We start from the raw sequence: 17,040 nt of genomic DNA, 5'->3' as shown, positions 1-17,040 counted from the left end.
CCTGCGGGAATTAAGCGCCGCCCCCTTTCGGAGACAACCCCTCTAACTTACCAGCTCATCCGAAGTGGTTTGTCACCATCGAAGGACGACCCTGAAGGTAGTGGGATTTGCCGGGCATCTTCCGAAGCTCTAGGAACCTCTTGGCCGCCCTGCGCGAAGCAACTCTAGCAGCCTGGCGCGCCCACTTTGGCCGACTCAGGTAATCAGACGGTTCTCCCCTCACCACCAGACCCTCAAACCTCACCTGTCCACCCCCTGGACGACGCCTCCGATCGCAAGTCGATGGCAAGTCATCCGCAATCGTTCTCACGTACGAAGTACGTACGAGCAGACTGCGCTCTCGGAGGTGGCGGCCATGACCCGGTCGGAGTTCGACGACATTCGCGCGTTCCTCGCCGACGAGGCGACCCACGCAGGTGACCTGCTGCGCATCGCCAGGACTTTGATCGACGACCTCGAACACGCGCGCATGCGTGAGGCCGTCCTGCGCACCCACTACCTGCGCCTGCTCACGGCCGCGCGCGCGACGGTGGCGGCGGACACGGTCGGCGAGGCGGAGCCGCTGGCGTTCCTGAGGCACGAGCTGGCCGAGCGCGGTCAGCTGCCGGAGGACGGGGAGGCCGTGCAGCGCATCCTGTCCGACGCGCGTGCGGCGGCGGCGTTGCTCGCCTGCCTGGAGGAGCCGGCGCCGCGACGGCCGCGCGGCATGCGCCTGCGCCGCTGCGTCGGCACCGGCCGCACCCTCCGCCGGTAAGCACCCGTGCCCGCACCATTCAGACCGCCGGTCCAGCGCCGTCGGTGATGCCGCCGCTCCATGGCCGCCCGGCTCCGGTCACGCCACCCAGGTGATCCGCCCAGGACTGCCCGGCTCCCGGCCGCTCAGGCCGGGTCACGCAGCCCACGTGGCCGACAGTCGGTTCACGCTGGTGTGATGACGACTTCGGGCATACCTGCCCTTGGCCCACCGCCTGTAAGACTTCGCATATGTGGCAGCGGGGGCTGAACTGGGCGGCAATCATCTTGGTTGGGCTATTTGGCCTGATGTGGGTGGGCATCGTGATTTACGCGGATCAGGGCTCTTCCCTCTGGATGCGCGTCGTGCAGGTCGTCTTCGGCCTCCTCCTTCTGGGCTGGGCCGTACGGAAGGCGTTCAGGATGCCCGGCGGCCGGGTCTGAATCCGGCAATCGCCAGACCCTGGGTCACTCCGGCGGCAGTGGCTGGAATCGGTACCCCATCCCGGGCTCCGTCAGGAGCTGCACCGGATGCGCCGGGTCCCGTTCGAGCTTGCGCCGCAGCTGGGCCATGTACTGGCGCAGGTAGTGCGTCTCCTTGAGGTACGCGCTCCCCCACACCTCGGTGAGCAACTGCCGCTGGCTGATCAGCTTGCCGGGATTGCGCACCAGCAGCTCCAGGAAGTGCCACTCCGTGGGCGTCAGGTGCACCCCGCCCGAGACCGTCTTGTCGGCGAGGTCGACGACGTGGTCGCCCACCCGTACCGTGGCGTTCTCCTCGTCCTGCTGACCCGTGCGGCGCGTCACCGCGCGCACCCGCGCGAGCAGTTCGTCGATGCTGAACGGTTTGGTCACGTAGTCGTCGGCGCCGGCGTCGAGAGCGTCCACCTTGTCGGTGCTGTCCGCGCGCCCGGACAGGACGATGATCGGCACCGTGGTCCAGCCGCGCAGGCCCTGGATGACCTCCACCCCGTCGAGGTCAGGCAGCCCGAGATCGAGGATGATGAGGTCGGGGTGCCACTCGGCGGACTGGCGCAGGGCCGTGCCGCCGTCGGGCGCCACCGCGACCTCGTACTGCCTGGCGGCCAGGTTGACGCGCAGGGCCCGCAGGATCTGCGGCTCGTCGTCCACCACGAGTACGCGCGTCATGAGGCCCGCCGCAGCGAGATGGTCATGGTCAGTCCTCCTCCTGGCGTGTCCTGAGGCATGAGCGTGCCTCCCATCGCCTCGGTGAGGCCGCGTGAGAGCGCCAGCCCGAGCCCCACGCCCGCGTGGTTGTCACGGTCGCCGAGCCGCTGGAACGGCAGGAACACCCTTTCATGCGCTTCGGCGGGAATGCCGGGGCCCCGGTCGATGACGCGGATCTCCACGTCGCCGCCGTGGGAGCCGGCGGTGACGCGTACGGGTTCGCCGCCGGGGTTGTGGCGCACGGCGTTCGTGATCAGGTTGACCAGTACGCGTTCCAGCAGCGCGGGGTCGGCCGAGATCTCGGGCAGGCCAGGCGGTATGTCGGTTTCGAGGCGGTCGCGCAGGGGGCCGAGGTCGTCCACGGCGTGCGGCAGCACGTCCTCGATCGCCACCGGTTCGAGCCGCACGCCGAGGGCTCCGGCCTGGAGGCGGCTCATGTCGAGCAGGTTGGACACGAGGCGGTTCAGTTTGATCAGCGACTCGTCGGCGGTGGCGAGCAGTTCGCCCCGATCCTCCTCGGTCCAGGTGACGTCGGTGCTGCGCAGGCTCTCGACCGCCGCCCTGGCGGAGGCGAGCGGCGTACGCAGATCGTGGCCGACGGCGGCGAGCAGCGCCGTACGCATGCGGTCGACCTCGGCCAGCGGCCCGGCCCGGTCGGCGACCTCACGCAACCGCTGCTGCCGCAGTGCCACCGCCGCCTGGGCCCCGAACGCCTCCAGCACCTTGCGCTCGTTCGCCTCCAGCGGACGCCCCCGCGCGGCCAGCACGAGCCGGTCGTCCACCGCGATGTCGGTGTCGGCCGATCCCGGACTGGTGGCGGGCATTCCTCCCGACGTGGCCACGACCCGCCACTCGCCGGACTCGTCGCTGCGTTCGAGCAGGGTCACCGCGCTCAGCCCGAACGTTTCCCGCGTCCTGGCCAGCAGCGACGGCAGCGCCGACTCGCCCCGCAGCACGTGGCCGGCCAGCGTGGACAGCACCTCGGCGTCGGCACGCGAGCGCGCCGCCTCCCTGCTGCGTCTGGCCGCCAGGTCCACGACCGTGCTGACCATGACGGCCACCAGGACGAAGATGGCCAGCGCGAGCACGTTCTCCGGCCTGGCGACGGTCAGGGTGCGCACCGGCGGCGTGAAGAACCAGTTGAGCAGCCCGAACGCGAACACTGCCGCAGTCAGCGCGGGCCACATGCCGCCCGCCATGGCGGCGGCCACGACGAGCAGCAGGAAGAGCAGCAGCTCGCTGGGCAGCGACAGGCCCAGCGGCACGAGCACGGCCGCCAGCAGCGGCATCCCGAGCAGCGCCAGCGCCCAGCCCGACAACCTCCGCGTCCGCGTCAGCACGGGACCCGGCCGGGCCAGACCGCGGCCCAGGCCGGTGGCCTCGTGCGGCACGATGTGCACGTCGATCGGGCCCGACAGCGCCGAGGTCGTCGCACCGACCCCGCGCGCGAACGGCCACCGCCGCCGCGACGCGCCGAGCACGAGCTGTGTGGCGTGCACGCCACGGGCGAACTCCAGCAGCGCCCGCGGCACGTCCTCGCCGACCACCTGGTGGTAAGTGCCGCCCAGGGTCTCGACGAGGGCGCGCTGGCGTACCAGGGTGGCGGGGTCGCCATCCGGCGGCCCGTCGGCGTTGGTGACGTGGACGGCCAGCAGATCGACGTTCGCGTTCTTGCCTCTGGCGGCGATGCGGGCTGCCCGCCGTACGAGCGTGTCGCCCTCCGGCCCGCCCGTGAGCGCGACCACCACCCGCTCACGCGCCTCCCACGAACGCGTACCCGGGAGACCGGGCCGCTCGCCGTCCACCCGCCCGTCCCGATCAGGACCGAGCCGCTCGTCCCGGTCGGGGCCGAGTCGCGAGTCGGCCGCCAGCCAGCGCTGGGCGAGCTCCCGCAGGGCGGTCAGGTTGCCGAGGCGGAAGTAGCCGGTGAGGGCCGCGTCCACCTGGTCGGCCGGGTAGAGCTCCCCGTGGGCCAGCCGCCGCCGCAGCGTCTCTGGCGGCAGATCGACGAGCTCGATCCGGTCGGCTCGCCGCAGCACCTCATCCGGTACGGTCTCCCGCTGCCGCACCCCCGTGATCCGTTCGACCTCGTCGTTCAGCGATGCGACGTGCTGGACGCCGACGGCGGAGACGACGTCGATCCCGGCCTCGAGGATCTCGGCCACGTCCTGCCAGCGCTTGGCGTTGCGCGAGCCGGGGACGTTGGTGTGGGCCAGCTCGTCGATCAGGACGAGCGCGGGAGCGCGCGCGATGACGGCATCTACGTCCAGCTCGGTGAACGTCGTCCCCCGGTACGGCAGGGTCCGCAGGGGCAGGACCTCCAGGCCGTCGAGGAGGCGGGCGGTCGCGGCACGACCGTGGGTCTCGACGAGGCCCACGACGACGTCCTCGCCCCGTTCGCGGGCGCGCCGCGCCTGGCTGAGCATGGCGTACGTCTTGCCCACCCCGGGCGCGACGCCCAGGTGGACGCGCAGCCGCCCTCGGGGCCTGCCTCCCATTCCTCCAGGTTAAGGGGCCAGGTTGAGCCGCAGGACTAAGGCTGGTACGGCGGCGCCACGCCCCAGCCCCAGTGCGGCACCGGCGCCTGGGCAGGCGGGGTCGCGCCGGGCTCGGAGTTGGACCTGGCCAGCCGGGTGCCCCATTCGATGTAACCCGCGAACGCCGCCCTGAACTCGGGATCGTCTGGCAGCCCGACCTCGTCGGCCGCGTCCATGAGCAGGCTCACCCATCTGCGCCGCTGCGGCTCGGTGATGGCCTTGCCGAGGTGGTGGCGGAGCATGTTGGGATAGCCGCCGCGTTCGCGGGTGTAGCGGTCGGGGCCGCCGAAGACCTCGCCGAGCCACATCGCCACGTACTTCGGATGATCGCCGTCCATGTGCGCGAACAGCGGCCCGATCAGGTCGTCCTTGACGACACTGCGGTAGAAGGCCTCGGTCAGCCGTTCCAGCGCCTCGGTGCCGCCGGCCCATTCGTACAGGGTGGGCACTGTCTCATCAGCCATGTAATCATGTAATCACCACCGTGGGACATGAAACAAGGGCATTATTCGGACATGAACGGCAGCCACCTAGCCATGGGCACATACGAAAAATCCCCGGCCGCCGGATGTTCCGGCGACCGGGGATTTCTTTGGTAGCGGGGACAGGATTTGAACCTGCGACCTCTGGGTTATGAGCCCAGCGAGCTACCGAACTGCTCCACCCCGCGTCGGTGTGTCACTAGTTACTATACAGGCCTTCTGAGAGTGGATGGACCGTGATCCCCCGCTCACACGCGAAAGCCCGGGTTTCCGATGTCGAAATCCCGGGCCTTCGGCCTGGTAGCGGGGGCAGGATTTGAACCTGCGACCTCTGGGTTATGAGCCCAGCGAGCTACCGAACTGCTCCACCCCGCGTCGTCTTCGTGCTTTACAAGCCTATCGGCGACGCGGGGTGTGCGCAAACCAGATCCTGTTTCCGCCCCGATTCCGGGCCGGTTTCCGGGCCGGCTAACCGGTCGGAGAGGCCGACGGCGACGCCGGTGGCGGTGTCGCCGGCGGCGACCCGGTCGGCGCCGCGGTGGCCGTGGGTGACGCGCTGGCCGACGGTGAGGCCGAGGGCGACGGCGCGGGCTCCTGCTGCGTGTTCGCCCCTTCCAGCGCCTTCAGCGCCTCCTCCAGCCGCTTCTGGGCGTCGCCGTAGGCGTCCCAGTCGGGCGGGCTGGCCTGAAGGGCCTTCTGCGCGTCCGCGTAGGCCTTCTTGGCGTTGGAGATGGCCGAGTTGAGCGCCGTGTTGGCCTGTTCGGGCCGCCCCTGTTGCTGTTGGTCGCTCGGCTGCGCCTGTTCTTCCTGCTCGCTGCCGAAGACCTCCTGGAGCGCCTCGTCCAGGGTGCGCGCCACACCGATCTTGCTGCCGAACGACACCAGCACCCGCTGCAGGATCGGGTACGGCTCCTGCCCGCCGCCCGCGGCCACCTGGATGTACACCGGTTCGATGTAGACCAGGCCGCCCGCGTACGGGAGCGTCAGGAGGTTGCCGTAGCGGACCGACGAGGCACCCACGCCGAGCAGGTTGAGCTCACCCGCGAAGCGGCTCTGGAAGGAGTTTTGCGCCTGTCCTGGGCCTGGGATGGGCGTGCTCGACGGCATGCGCAGGATGCGCATGCGGCCGTAGTCGGCGCCCGCCGACGAGTCGACCGCCATGAAGGCCGCCAGGTTGGGGCCCTGCCGCGGCACGAACGTCGTGGTCAGCGAGAACGCGGGCGTGCCGCCCGGCATCGTGGTGGTCAGGTAGTAGGGCGGCTGCTTGATGTTCTTGTCGCCCTGCGTCGGGTCGCCAGGGACGTTCCAGAAGTCCTGGCCGCTGTAGAAGGCGGCCGGGTTGGTGATGTGGTAGCGCGACAGGGTGTAGCGCTGCACCTTGAACAGGTCTTCCGGGTAGCGCACGTGCGCGCGCAGGTCGGGGCTCATCTCCGACGCCGGGCGGATGGTGCCGGGGAAGGCGTTGCTCCACGTCTTGAGCACCGGGTCGTTGTTGTCCCAGGCGTAGAGCTTGACCGTGCCGTCGTAGGCGTCCACGGTGGCCTTCACCGAGTTGCGGATGTAGTTGATCTTGTCGCTCGGCTGCTGGGCGATCACGCGACGGTCCGTGGAGGTGTCGCGCGTCATGTCGCCGAGGCTTTCGCTCTGCGAGTACGGATAGTCGTTGGAGGTCGTGTAACCGTCGACGATCCACTGGATGCGCCCGTCGACGATCGCCGGGTACGGGTTGCCGTCGAGGGTGAGGTAGGGCGCGACCTTCTGCACCCTGTCGCGCGGGTGACGCACGTACAGGATCTTGGAGTTGTCGTTGATGTCGCCGGAGAGGACGATGTTCGCCTCGCTGTACTTGGCGGCGTAGACGAGCCTGTTGACGAACGAGCCGACGGGCACGCCGCCGGTGCCGGTGTAGGTCGTGTTCTTCTGACCCGTGCCGCCCGTCTCCGGATAGTCGAGCTCCTGCGGGTTGTTGGGGTTGCCGCCCGCGATCACGTATTCGGCCGAGGCCGGGTCCTCGCCGTAGTAGACGCGCGGCTCCTTGAGGTTGGTGCTGGTGACCAGCGGGCCGGTGACCGGCATGTCCTTGGCGTCGTAGGCGGGCAGGCCGCTGGAGTCGACCTGGTTGCCCGGCGCGGCGACGAAGCCGTAGCCGTGGGTGTAGACGAGGGCGCGGTTGATCCAGTTGTTCTGGCCCTCGGGCGGGCTGGTCAGCTCGCGGACGCCGACGATGTGGTCGATCAGCTTGCCCGAGCTGTCGGGGTAGCGGTCGACGTCGAGCGGGTCGGCGAAGCTGTAGAAGCCCCTGATCCGCTGGGTCTGCTCGTAGGTCGAGGAGACCAGCGCCGGGTCGAGCAGGCGCACGCCGGAGACGGAGGTGTCGCCCTTGGACTGGACCTTGGTGGGGTCGGCCTGGGCGTTGTAGTTTTCCACCTCGGTCTTGTCGACGTTGTACGCCGCCCGCGTCGCGTCGATGTTGCGCTGGATGTAGGCGGCCTCTTTGCCCTGCTGGTTGGGCTTGACCTGGAACTGCTCGACCAGCGCCGGGTAGACGCCGCCGATCAGGATGGCCGAGAGCACGAGCAGGCCGAAGGAGACGCCGGGCAGCATGCCGCCGGGGCGCACGACGCCGGCGAAGAACAGCGCGGCGCAGATCAGCGCGATGATCGCGAGGATGGTCTTGGCCGGCAGCACGGCGTTGACGTCGGTGTAGGAGGCGCCGTGGACGAAGCCCCGGTCGGAGAAGACCAGGCCGAAGCGGTCCATCCAGTAGGCGACGGCCTTGAGCAGGACGAAGATGCCCAGCAGCACCGACAGGTGGACGCGGGCCGCCCTGGAGGCGTGCACGCCGGGCGACTGCAGCCGGAACCCGCCGTAGAGGTAGTGGGTGATCGCCGCCAGCACGATGGAGATGATCACGGCGGTGAACAGGAAGTTCAGCACCATCCGGATGAACGGATAGTCGAACATGAAGAACGCGATGTCGTAGCCGAACATCGGGTCCTGCTTGCCGAAGGACGCGCCGTTGCTGAACTGCAGCCAGGTCTTCCACTGCCCCGCGAACGAGGAGCCGGAGAAGAGCGCGAGCAACCCCATGCCGACGATGAAGATCAGCTTTCGGTGGGGATCGAGCGCCATGCGGTAGCGGTCGGCTCCGCTGCCCCCGCCGAACATCGCCGGCCCGAACATGGGCCGGGTGCGGAAGGCCAGCAGCATGTTGCCGCCCGCGATGGCGACCATCAGCACCGCTCCGGCCAGGAACAGCACGATCTGGGTCAGCAGCACTCCGCTGAAGACCGAGGTGAACCCGGTCGAGTCAAACCACAAAAAATCGGTATAGATGCCCGAAAAAAGGAAAAAGAGCGCGACGATCACTACCAGAGCGATCGCCACAGGCAGAAGCAGTCGCGGTCGGCGGGGCAAGCGCATCGCCCTGCCGGCTCCTGGGGTCCGGAAGCTCAAGGCCAACCCCTCGTCGTAATGAAGAAACGGTCCGTGTCTGGCAACCTACACCGCTGTGCCAGCCCTACGACTAACGCACGGCGATGGCCAGAAGTTTCATCCGGTCTCACAAGCGGGCACCTCGCCCTTGCCGGTGCGCAGCGCGTCGAGCGCCTGCACCGCGCTGTGCAACGTGTCCGCTCTGACCAGCCGCAGCCCGTCGGGCGCGGCTTTCATGGCCTCCGCGCAGTTGTCGGCCGGGGTCAGGAAGATCGTGGCGCCGGAATCCTTCGCCCCGACCATCTTCTGCGCGATCCCGCCGATCGGCCCGACGGCGCCGCCGGGATCGATCGTGCCGGTGCCGGCGATCTGCTTGCCGCCGGTGAGCTCGCCTGGCGTGAGCTTGTCGAGTATGCCGAGCGAGAACATCAGCCCGGCGCTGGGCCCGCCGACGTCGCCCACGTTGATGTCGACCTCGAACGGGAACTTGTATTTCGCCTGCATCGTCACCCCCACCAGAGGCTGCCCTTTGGGGCCCGCCACGGTCGGCACGGTGACGTCGAGCTTGTCCTTGCCGCGGGTGATGGTGAAGACGACGTTGTCGCCCGTCTTGTGCGCCTTGACCGCGTCGCTGACGGCGGTGACGTCCTTGGCCGCCTTGCCGTCGACGGCGACGATCTCGTCGTCCTTCTTCAGCTTGCCGTCGGCGGGCTTGCCCTTCTCGGTGTAGGCCACGCTCACGGCCATCGAGTAAGGGATCTTGAGCTCGTTGAGCGCGGCGGCGGTCGCGGAGTCCTGGGAGTTGGTCATCTCGACCGCGTTTTCCTCCTCGACCTGTTTCGGATCGCGGTCGGGAGCGAAGATGGTCTCCTGCGGGACCACCGCCACGGTGGGGTCGATCCAGCCCCGCAGGGCCGTGAGCAGGTCGATCTGGGCGGCGGGGCCGCCCTGGTAGGCCACCGTGACCAGGTGGAGCGCGCCCTTGGTGGGGTAGGTCTGCCGACCCTTGATCGAGATGACCGGCTTCTTGTCGACCTCGCCGATGGTGTTCTCCGTCGGCCCTGGGCTCAGCACGACGTACGGGACAGGACGGAAGGCGCCCACCACCCCGAACGCGAGCACGAGGAAACCCGCGAGCAGCAGGGTCAGGGCGCGTCGTGACATGTCGATGAGCTTATTCTCCGGCGCCGACCCACTCGGTCTCGCCGTCGGAGAACACCTGGTGTTTCCAGATGGGGACGTGTGCCTTGAGGTCGTCGATCAGCCGCCGCGCGGCCTTGAACGCCTCGTCCCTGTGGGGCGCGGCGACGGCGACGATCACCGCCGTGTCGCCCAGCGCGAGGTCGCCCACCCTGTGCACGGCGGCTAGCGCCGTCACCGGGAAGTCGGCGGCCACCTTCTCCGCCACCTGGCGCAGCTCGGCCTCGGCGGTCGGATGCGCCGAGTAGGACAGGCCGGTCACCGCCTTGCCGTGGTCCTGCTCGCGGACGGTGCCCACGAAGAACGTGGTGCCGCCCGCGGCGTGGTCGCCGACGGCGGCCAGCACCTCGTCGACCGAGAGCGGTGTGTCACGAATGCCGAGCAACCGGATGACGTCCACGGAAAAAGCCTAACCTTTACCGGCCGCGTTTCTTACGCGCCGCGAAGAAGCATCAGCCGCGAAGAAGCATCATTGGCGGCGCTTTCTGCGGACCTGGCGGACGATGGCGGCGGTGCCGATCACGGCCACGGTGGCGCCGGCGGCGGTCAGCGTGGCCTCCTTGACCGGCAGGCGCCGGCCGACCACGGTCGTCCTGTTCTCGCGCAGCTCCATGAGCTGCCGCAGCGCTGCCTCGTTGGTCCACGCCGGTTTCCAGCCCGCCTCGCGCAGCACCGCGCAGTCGACCACCCACGGATAGACGACGTAGTGCAGGTCGGTGGCGGGGGCCGGGGTGACGCCGAGGCGGTGCAGGCGCTGCGCCGTGCCGAAGGTCAGGCCGGCGGGCAGCTCCAGGCTGCGGATGCCGGACAGCTCCTCGACCTGCTCCTGCTCCAGCCAGCCGTCCGAGCCGACCGCCAGCACGCCGCTGACCACGCCGCGCGCCGCCAGTTCCAGCGCTGAGACGAGGTCGTCGATGTGGCAGAACTGCCAGTGCGGGCTGCAGCCCTTGACGGTCAGCAGCCTGGGCGACTCGAAGTGGCGGGTGAGCACCGTGTCGACGCCGGGGCCGACGACCGCGGCCGGGCGCAGGACGGTCACCTCCACGCCCGGGTGACTGCGCAGCGACCTGCGCACGAGGGACTCGATCTCCAGGAAGTCGCCCACGACGCCGGTGTCGGGCTCGGCCGCCACCGGGGCGTCCTCGGGCAGCGGCACCTCGTTGTCGGGCGCGGCGCCGTACACCATCGCGCTGGTGACGAGCACCGCACGGCGGACGCGCGCGGCGGCGCAGGCGGTCAGCACCGTCTGGGCGGCGCGCAGGTTGTAGGCGCGCCGCTCGGCCGGGTCGGAGTCGACGGCGTAGTCGCCGGCCAGATGGATCAGCACGTCGATGTCGGAGATCCGGTTCGCCAAGAGCGGATCTCGGACGTCGATCACCCTCCACGTGGCTTCCTGGACGTCACCGCGTTCTTCGTCAATGGCCACCACTCTGCGGAAATCCGCGGAGGAGACGAGCTTCACGAGCACTTCGCGGCCTAGTCCGGAGGCCGCGCCCGTTACGGCGACGACGGGTTGACGCGGGCGTTTCGAGGTAGGCACCAGGTCCTCACTTTGCACTGATCCGCCGTAGGACGGCTAACGTGGCGGATGTGGACTCCTCCATCCTGCACGAGGTAGAGCGGTGACTGACCTGCCAGGTCGCGAAAACGACCCCAACGAGAACCCGTTCGCCATGTTCGGCAACCCTGAGCAGATGGCTCAGGCGATGCGCCAGTTCGCCGACATGTTGTCGGCGCCCCAGGGTTCAGGCCCTGTCAACTGGGACATGGCCAAGAACATCGCCCGGCACGCCGTGGTCGCCGAGGGCGACCCGAGTGTCATGGAAGGCGAGCGCCGTCAGATCGTCGAGGCGCTCAGCCTGGCCGACCTGTGGCTCAACGAGGCGACCGCGCTGCCGAGCGGCGTGTCCAACCCGCAGGCCTGGAGCCGGTCTGAGTGGATCGAGAACACGATCCCGATTTGGCGAAAGCTTTGCGAACCGATCGCGGAGCGCATGGTCGAGACCATGGGCGGCGCGCTCGGCGGCTCAGGGCTGCCCCCTGAGGCCCAGCAGATGGCCGGGCCGCTCATGGGCATGCTCAAGCAGATGGGCGGCATGATGGTCGGCCAGCAGATCGGGCAGGCGCTCGGCTCGCTGGCCCGCGAGGTCATCGGCACCACCGACATCGGCCTGCCGCTGTCCGACACGGCCGCGCTGCTGCCCGGCGGCATCGCCTCCTTCAGCGAGGGCCTGGAGGTCCCCGCCGACGAGATCAGGCTCTACCTGGCGCTGCGCGAGGCCGCGCACCACCGGCTGTTCCAGCACGTGCCGTGGCTGCGCTCACACCTGCTGGGGGCGGTCGAGGAATACGCCAGGGGCATCACGGTCGACACCTCCGCGCTCGAAGAGCAGATCCGCGGGCTCGACATCAACAACCCCGAGGCCATCCAGGAGGCGCTGAGCGGGGGCAACCTGCTCAAGCCCGAGGAGACCGAGCGGCAAAAGGCCGCCCTGGCGCGGCTGGAGACGATGCTCGCGCTGGTCGAGGGCTGGGTGGCGACGGTGGTCGACCAGGCCGCCGACGGCAAGCTGCCCTCCGCCGTGGCGCTGGCGGAGACCGTACGCCGCCGTCGCGCCACCGGCGGGCCCGCCGAGCTGACGTTCGGCACGCTGGTGGGGCTGGAGCTGCGGCCCAGGCGGCTGCGCGAGGCGGCGGCACTGTGGCGGGCGCTGGAGGGCGAGCGCGGCGTCGACGGGCGCGACGCGCTGTGGAGCCACCCCGACCTCATGCCGACGGCCGACGACCTCGACGACCCCGACGCGTTCGTACGCGGAGACACGGCCTGGGACATCTCGCAGCTCGACGCCAAGCCCGACGACGACGGCGAGGGCGGCCAGGGTTGAGCCTGCACCACGACGCGGTGGCGGTGCTGTCCACCTGGACGGCGCCCACCCCCGGGGAGGAGGCGCTGCGCGAGCAGTTCCTCGACCACCTGCGCGAGCACGACGACGCCATGCTGCGCGAGTGCGTGCCCGGGCATCTGACGGCGACGACCGCGGTGCTGTCGCACGACGGCGCCAAGGTGCTGCTCACCCTGCATCCGAAGGCCAAGATGTGGCTGCCCATGGGCGGCCACTGTGAGATCTCCGACACGTCCCTCGCGGCGGTGGCGCTGCGGGAGGCGTGGGAGGAGTCGGGGATCTCCGGGCTCCGGCTGCTGCCGGGCCCGCTCGCGCTCGACCGGCACGCCGTGTGGTGCCATCCGCCGCGCTGCTGGCACCTCGACGTCGAGTACGCGGCGGTGGCCCCGGCCGGCGCCGAGGCCGTGATGAGCGACGAGTCGCTCGACCTGCGCTGGTTCCCTGTGGACGAGATCCCCGAGCTGTCCGACGAGGCGACCCGCCGTTTGGCCGCACGCGGACAGGCCGCCCTTACCTCGGATTCACGCGCGCTTGGCTAGAGTCCATCTGCGGCGTTTTGCGTCGTTCCAAAGGGGGCTTGCGTGGAGACATCGCCTGTCGGCGGCACCATCGTGACACCGGTGCGAAAGCGCAGGAAGTTCCCCGCGACGGCGCTGACGTGGGTGGCGGTGACGCCGTTCGCCGCCTGGGCGCTGGTCAGGGTGGCCGGGCTGGAGCGCGGCTCACTGCCCACCCAGCTCATGACGGCGACCCCGTACGCGGCGGCGGGTTCTCTGGTGCCGCTCCTGATCGCCGCCGTCGGACGCAAGCGCGCCGCGGCCGCCGTCGCGCTGCTCGCGACGACCGCGCTCGGCTTCAGCGTGCTGCCCAGGGCGCTCGGCACCGCCGACGCCGCGTCGGGGCGGCCGCTGCGGGTCATGACGATCAACATGCTGTTCGGCCGGGCCGACGTCGCGTCGATCATGCGGTTGGTACGCGAGTTCGCCCCCGACGTGCTCAGCACCCAGGAGCTGACCCCCGGGGCGGTCGCCGACCTGGACGCGGACGGGCTGAAGGAGATCATGCCGCACCGCGTGCTCCAGGCCGAGTGGAGCGCCGGAGGGAGCGGCATCTACTCCCGCTACCCGATGGAGGCGCTCTGGGACCTGATGCCGCCCGTCGGCCACCAGATGCCCGCGGCGCTGATCTCGGTGCCGGGCGGCAAGCCGATCGAGTTCGTGGACGCGCATCCGTTCCCGCCGCTGGGCCCGCAGGTCACCGGCTGGAACGAGGCAATGGCCGCCTTCCCCTCCACCTCCCCCGACCGGATCCGGATCATCGCCGGCGACTTCAACGCCTCGCTCGACCACGCCGCGCTGCGCGGGGTGCTGTCGCGGGGCTACAAGGACGCGGCCGACCAGGTGGGGGCCGGGCTGATCCCGACGTGGCCGGCCGGCAAGCGGGTGCCGCCGTTCATCACGATCGATCATGTGCTGGTGGATCAGCGGGTGGGGGTGCAGGAGGTCAGCGTGCGCGACGTGCCGGGCACCGACCACCGGGCCGTGCTGGCCCGGCTCAGCCTGCCCTGATCGGCCTGCCCCGGTCGGCGCTCAGCTCGGGGTGGCGGAGCTCTCAACCTGCCCCGACCAGCGCTCTGGTGTTGTCCCAGCCTTCGAGGCCGGGGTCGAGGCGGGCGACGTCCTCAGGTGCGCGCAGGCGGTGCCAGCCGGGGGTGGTGGCGACCCGGCGCGGGCCTGGGGCCTGGGCGCGCAGCTCCTTGACGATGTCGTACGCGTCGAGATCGGGGTCCGCCCAGGCGGGCGGGGGCAGCGCGCAGGCCAGGGCCACGGCGCCGCCGTTCTCCGCCGGGCAGACGGCGATCTCGGCCCGGCCCAGCTCCCTGAACAGCTTGCCGACCAGCAGCGGCGGCAAGTCCGGGGCGTCGGCGCTGATCACGGCCGCCTGCTCCGCGTCGAGGCGGGCGAGGGTCGTCCTGAGCGGTTCGCCCTCGGCGATCGAGATCACCTCGGTGCCCGGCCAGACGAGGTCGTCCAGGCCGGGGACGCTGGTGAGCAGGACCGGCGTGACGAGGTCGAGGCCGGCGACCATCTCGTAGGTGTCTTCGGCCACCGCCTCCAGGAACTCCCTGGGGTCGACGCCAGGCGGGGCCGCCTGTGCCATGTGCTGATGGACGAGGACCGCGGCGATGCGCGTCAACACTCCTCCGGTGCCGTGTGGGCCGCCGCGGAGAATCCCTCGAGGAACCCGCGGGCCCGCTCCGCCTTCGGATACTGTTCTACCAGCGCCCAGAACTTGGCCCCGTGGCTGGGCACCAGCAGGTGCACCAGCTCGTGGATGATCACATAGTTGATGACCCACTCGGGCAGGCCCTTGAGCCTGGTGGAGATCCGGATCGTGCCCGTCTCGGGGGTGCAGGAGCCCCAGCGGTGCTGCTGGTTGTCGACCCAGCGCACGCTCACGGGGTCGGGCTCGCCGTCCAGATATTTGGCCGACAGCTCCTTGGCCCGCTCAAGCAGCGCCTCGTCGGTGGGCCTTCTTCGGCGTTCCTTGGCGGCCAGCCGATCCAGCATCCGGCTCACCCACTCATCCGCGTCTTCGCCGCTCAACCAGGCGGGCAGGAGCACGATCGTCTTGTCGCCGTCGCGGTAGGCGGAGACCGTACGCCGGCGACGAGAACTGCGACGAACCTCGACTGTCTCGGGGGGCACATATGCACGGTAGCCGAGACTGGCGAAATTCCACAGAGGGTGGACGTTGTTTCTGCTGGTCAGATGATTAAGAGCCGGTGAATTTGGGCATGCGCCTTTCCCGATGTGCCGCGAGGCCCTCGATCATGTCGGCGGAGGCCATGGTCACGGGCTGGGCCAAGGATTCCCACCTCAGAGCGGCTTCCAGGTCTTGATGGTCTTGGTTGAGGGCTACTTTGGTGAGCCTTGTGGCAATGGGTGCGTTCTGCGCGATCTTCGCGGCGATGCCGTCCACTTCCGACATTAGGTCATTTTTCGGGAAAGATTGATTTACCAACCCTTTAGCCGCTGCTTCCGTTCCGGACAGGCTGCGGCCCGTCAGCAGCATCTCCCGCGCGAGCCCCGCGCCCGCCCTGCGCGGCAGCAAATAGGTGGCGGCCATGCCCGGGTGCAGCCCCAGCGAGGTGAACGGGGCCAGCAGCTTGGCGTCGTCGGCCGCGTACACGAGGTCGCAGGCCAGCGCCACGCACAGCCCCGCACCGACGGCCGGGCCGTTGACGGCGGCGACCGTGGGGATCTCCAGCTCGGTGATCATCAGCCAAGTGCGGTAGAAGGCGAGCATACGCTCACGCAGCCTGGGCACGGCCTCCGCGCCGCGCTCGCCGATCCACGACAGGTCGCCGCCTGAGGAGAACGCCGTGCCGGCGCCCGTGACCACCAGGCACCTCGCGTCTTTGTCGGTGGCCAGCTCGGACATGGTTTCGCGCCATCGGGCGGTCATGGCGTCGGTCATCGCGTTACGCATGGCGGGGCGATTGAGGGTGATGAGTACGACTCCGTCGTCCTTACGATCAACCAAGAGCTCGTCCATGCCGGGAAGCGTAACGCTTGGCGGTGATCATGCCTGGGCCCGGTGGTCGGCGGTGATCACGTACGGGCAAGATGCTCGTCGCTGTTCATCACGCAGGTCGATGATCGCGCATCGCGGCGGGAGAGGCGGAGGCGCCAGAGACCCCTTGAAGGAATGATCTTTCCACAGATCAACGCTTCGCTTCGCTTCGTCCACAGGCGCTTTCATCAATTCCGGCGGTTATCCACAGCCGTCGCCGAACCCTCTCGGGATCTTGCTCCGGCATGGAAACCTTCCCGCCATGAGGCCACGCGTGAAGCCCATCCTCCGGCACCTCCTCCGTGACGAGCAGACCCTGCAATATGGTGTCCACCCGCTGAGAGCGGTCATGCTGAGCGGCCTGACCGGACCCGTCCGGCAGTGGATCGAGGGCCTCGACGGCACCCGCGACCTCGACGCCGTCCTTCGCGACGCCGCTCGTGCCGGACTCGACGCGACGCACGCCCGGGCCCTGCTCGACCAGCTCGCCGCCCAGGGCGCCCTCCACGACGCCGCCGCCGGCCCCGGCTCCCTGCGCGAGCTCCCGCTGGCCGAGAGAGACCGCCTCAAACCAGACCTCGACGCTCTCGACCTCGCCTCCACCGCTCCCGACGGGATGATCGCCCACTTCGAACGCCGCAGACGATCGCGCGTACGCGTCTACGGCGCCGGCCGCATCGGCGCCCAGGTCGTCGCCCTGCTGGCGGCGGCCGGCGTGGGCGACATCCGAGTCCTCGACCCCGGCACGACCCAGCCGGCCGACCTCACCCCCGGCGGGCTGACGTGGACGGAGGTGGGCCTGCCCAGGGCGGAGGGGGCGGTGGCCGCAGCCAACAGAATCACCTCAGGCGGCGCCACGCCGGCTGCGGCTGTTCACGGCCCCGACGAGCCCACCGGACCTCGCAACCCCCAAACCACCAACCGCCCCCCTTCCCCCCCCCCCCCCCCCCCCCCCCCCCCCCCCCCCCCCCCCCCCCCCCCCCCCCC

Annotated in this window: 16 protein-coding genes and 2 tRNA genes; 6 read left to right on the top strand and 12 right to left on the bottom strand. The window is 69.9% G+C overall.

Annotation, left to right across the window (positions count from 1 at the left end):
* The first annotated feature begins 355 nt into the window (after positions 1-355).
* Positions 356-754, top strand: a complete 399-nt coding sequence (locus tag ABFX54_RS52595; protein ID WP_346114816.1) for a hypothetical protein — start codon at positions 356-358, stop codon at positions 752-754.
* Between the two features lie 293 nt (positions 755-1,047).
* Complete coding sequence (locus tag ABFX54_RS52590; protein WP_346114815.1) at positions 1,048-1,176, top strand: hypothetical protein; 129 nt, start codon at positions 1,048-1,050, stop codon at positions 1,174-1,176.
* Between the two features lie 24 nt (positions 1,177-1,200).
* Here the strand turns inward: ABFX54_RS52590 and ABFX54_RS52585 are convergent, their stop codons facing one another.
* From ABFX54_RS52585 to ABFX54_RS52545, 9 genes are all read right to left on the bottom strand, one after another.
* On the bottom strand, positions 1,201-1,881 hold the full coding sequence (locus tag ABFX54_RS52585; RefSeq protein WP_346114814.1) for a response regulator: 681 nt from the start codon (positions 1,879-1,881) through the stop codon (positions 1,201-1,203).
* Positions 1,878-4,418 carry a DUF4118 domain-containing protein gene (locus ABFX54_RS52580; protein ID WP_346114813.1) on the bottom strand — a complete coding sequence of 847 codons (2,541 nt, stop codon included), beginning with the start codon at positions 4,416-4,418 and terminating at the stop codon, positions 1,878-1,880. The genes ABFX54_RS52585 and ABFX54_RS52580 overlap by 4 nt, the downstream gene beginning before the upstream one ends.
* 35 nt (positions 4,419-4,453) lie before the next feature.
* On the bottom strand, positions 4,454-4,921 hold the full coding sequence (locus tag ABFX54_RS52575) for a group II truncated hemoglobin (protein ID WP_346114812.1): 468 nt from the start codon (positions 4,919-4,921) through the stop codon (positions 4,454-4,456).
* Positions 4,922-5,050: 129 nt separating this feature from the next.
* Positions 5,051-5,127 (bottom strand) — tRNA-Met (locus ABFX54_RS52570).
* Between the two features lie 110 nt (positions 5,128-5,237).
* Positions 5,238-5,314 (bottom strand) — tRNA-Met (locus ABFX54_RS52565).
* Between the two features lie 93 nt (positions 5,315-5,407).
* A complete protein-coding gene (locus tag ABFX54_RS52560; RefSeq protein WP_346114811.1) occupies positions 5,408-8,362 on the bottom strand; it encodes a UPF0182 family membrane protein in 2,955 nt (984 codons plus the stop codon).
* 129 nt (positions 8,363-8,491) lie between these two features.
* A complete protein-coding gene (locus ABFX54_RS52555; protein WP_346114810.1) occupies positions 8,492-9,538 on the bottom strand; it encodes a YlbL family protein in 1,047 nt (348 codons plus the stop codon).
* A 10-nt stretch (positions 9,539-9,548) separates the two neighbouring features.
* Positions 9,549-9,974: a molybdenum cofactor biosynthesis protein MoaE gene (locus ABFX54_RS52550; RefSeq protein WP_346114809.1), complete on the bottom strand. Its 426-nt coding sequence runs from the start codon at positions 9,972-9,974 to the stop codon at positions 9,549-9,551.
* Between the two features lie 69 nt (positions 9,975-10,043).
* Complete coding sequence (locus tag ABFX54_RS52545; RefSeq protein ID WP_346114819.1) at positions 10,044-11,117, bottom strand: NAD-dependent epimerase/dehydratase family protein; 1,074 nt, start codon at positions 11,115-11,117, stop codon at positions 10,044-10,046.
* A 79-nt stretch (positions 11,118-11,196) separates the two neighbouring features.
* Here ABFX54_RS52545 and ABFX54_RS52540 point away from each other — a divergent pair, with 79 nt between their 5' ends.
* The 3 genes from ABFX54_RS52540 to ABFX54_RS52530 are packed head-to-tail and all read left to right on the top strand — an operon-like array spanning position 11,197 to position 14,045.
* Positions 11,197-12,459 (top strand): zinc-dependent metalloprotease, encoded by a 1,263-nt coding sequence (locus ABFX54_RS52540; RefSeq protein ID WP_428834664.1) that lies wholly within the window; start codon positions 11,197-11,199, stop codon positions 12,457-12,459.
* Entirely contained in the window at positions 12,456-13,016 is a 561-nt protein-coding gene (locus tag ABFX54_RS52535; protein WP_346114808.1) for an NUDIX hydrolase, read from the top strand. Before ABFX54_RS52540 ends, ABFX54_RS52535 begins: the two co-directional genes overlap by 4 nt.
* A gap of 42 nt (positions 13,017-13,058) precedes the next feature.
* A complete protein-coding gene (locus ABFX54_RS52530) occupies positions 13,059-14,045 on the top strand; it encodes an endonuclease/exonuclease/phosphatase family protein (RefSeq protein ID WP_346114807.1) in 987 nt (328 codons plus the stop codon).
* Positions 14,046-14,088: 43 nt separating this feature from the next.
* Here ABFX54_RS52530 and ABFX54_RS52525 read toward each other — a convergent pair whose 3' ends face one another.
* From ABFX54_RS52525 to ABFX54_RS52515, 3 genes are all read right to left on the bottom strand, one after another.
* Positions 14,089-14,673 (bottom strand): glycosyltransferase family protein, encoded by a 585-nt coding sequence (locus ABFX54_RS52525; RefSeq protein ID WP_346114805.1) that lies wholly within the window; start codon positions 14,671-14,673, stop codon positions 14,089-14,091.
* Positions 14,670-15,185: a M48 metallopeptidase family protein gene (locus ABFX54_RS52520; RefSeq protein ID WP_169789153.1), complete on the bottom strand. Its 516-nt coding sequence runs from the start codon at positions 15,183-15,185 to the stop codon at positions 14,670-14,672. Before ABFX54_RS52520 ends, ABFX54_RS52525 begins: the two co-directional genes overlap by 4 nt.
* A 67-nt stretch (positions 15,186-15,252) precedes the next feature.
* On the bottom strand, positions 15,253-16,035 hold the full coding sequence (locus ABFX54_RS52515) for an enoyl-CoA hydratase/isomerase family protein (protein ID WP_346114804.1): 783 nt from the start codon (positions 16,033-16,035) through the stop codon (positions 15,253-15,255).
* Positions 16,036-16,327: 292 nt separating this feature from the next.
* Here ABFX54_RS52515 and ABFX54_RS52510 point away from each other — a divergent pair.
* The coding region (locus tag ABFX54_RS52510; protein WP_346114803.1) for a ThiF family adenylyltransferase at positions 16,328-17,040 on the top strand (713 nt) is incomplete at its 3' end.

The organism is Nonomuraea maheshkhaliensis, from assembly GCF_039529435.1.
Taxonomy (GTDB): Bacteria; Actinomycetota; Actinomycetes; order Streptosporangiales; family Streptosporangiaceae; genus Nonomuraea; species Nonomuraea maheshkhaliensis.
This window is presented reverse-complemented; position numbering and strand designations above follow the sequence as displayed.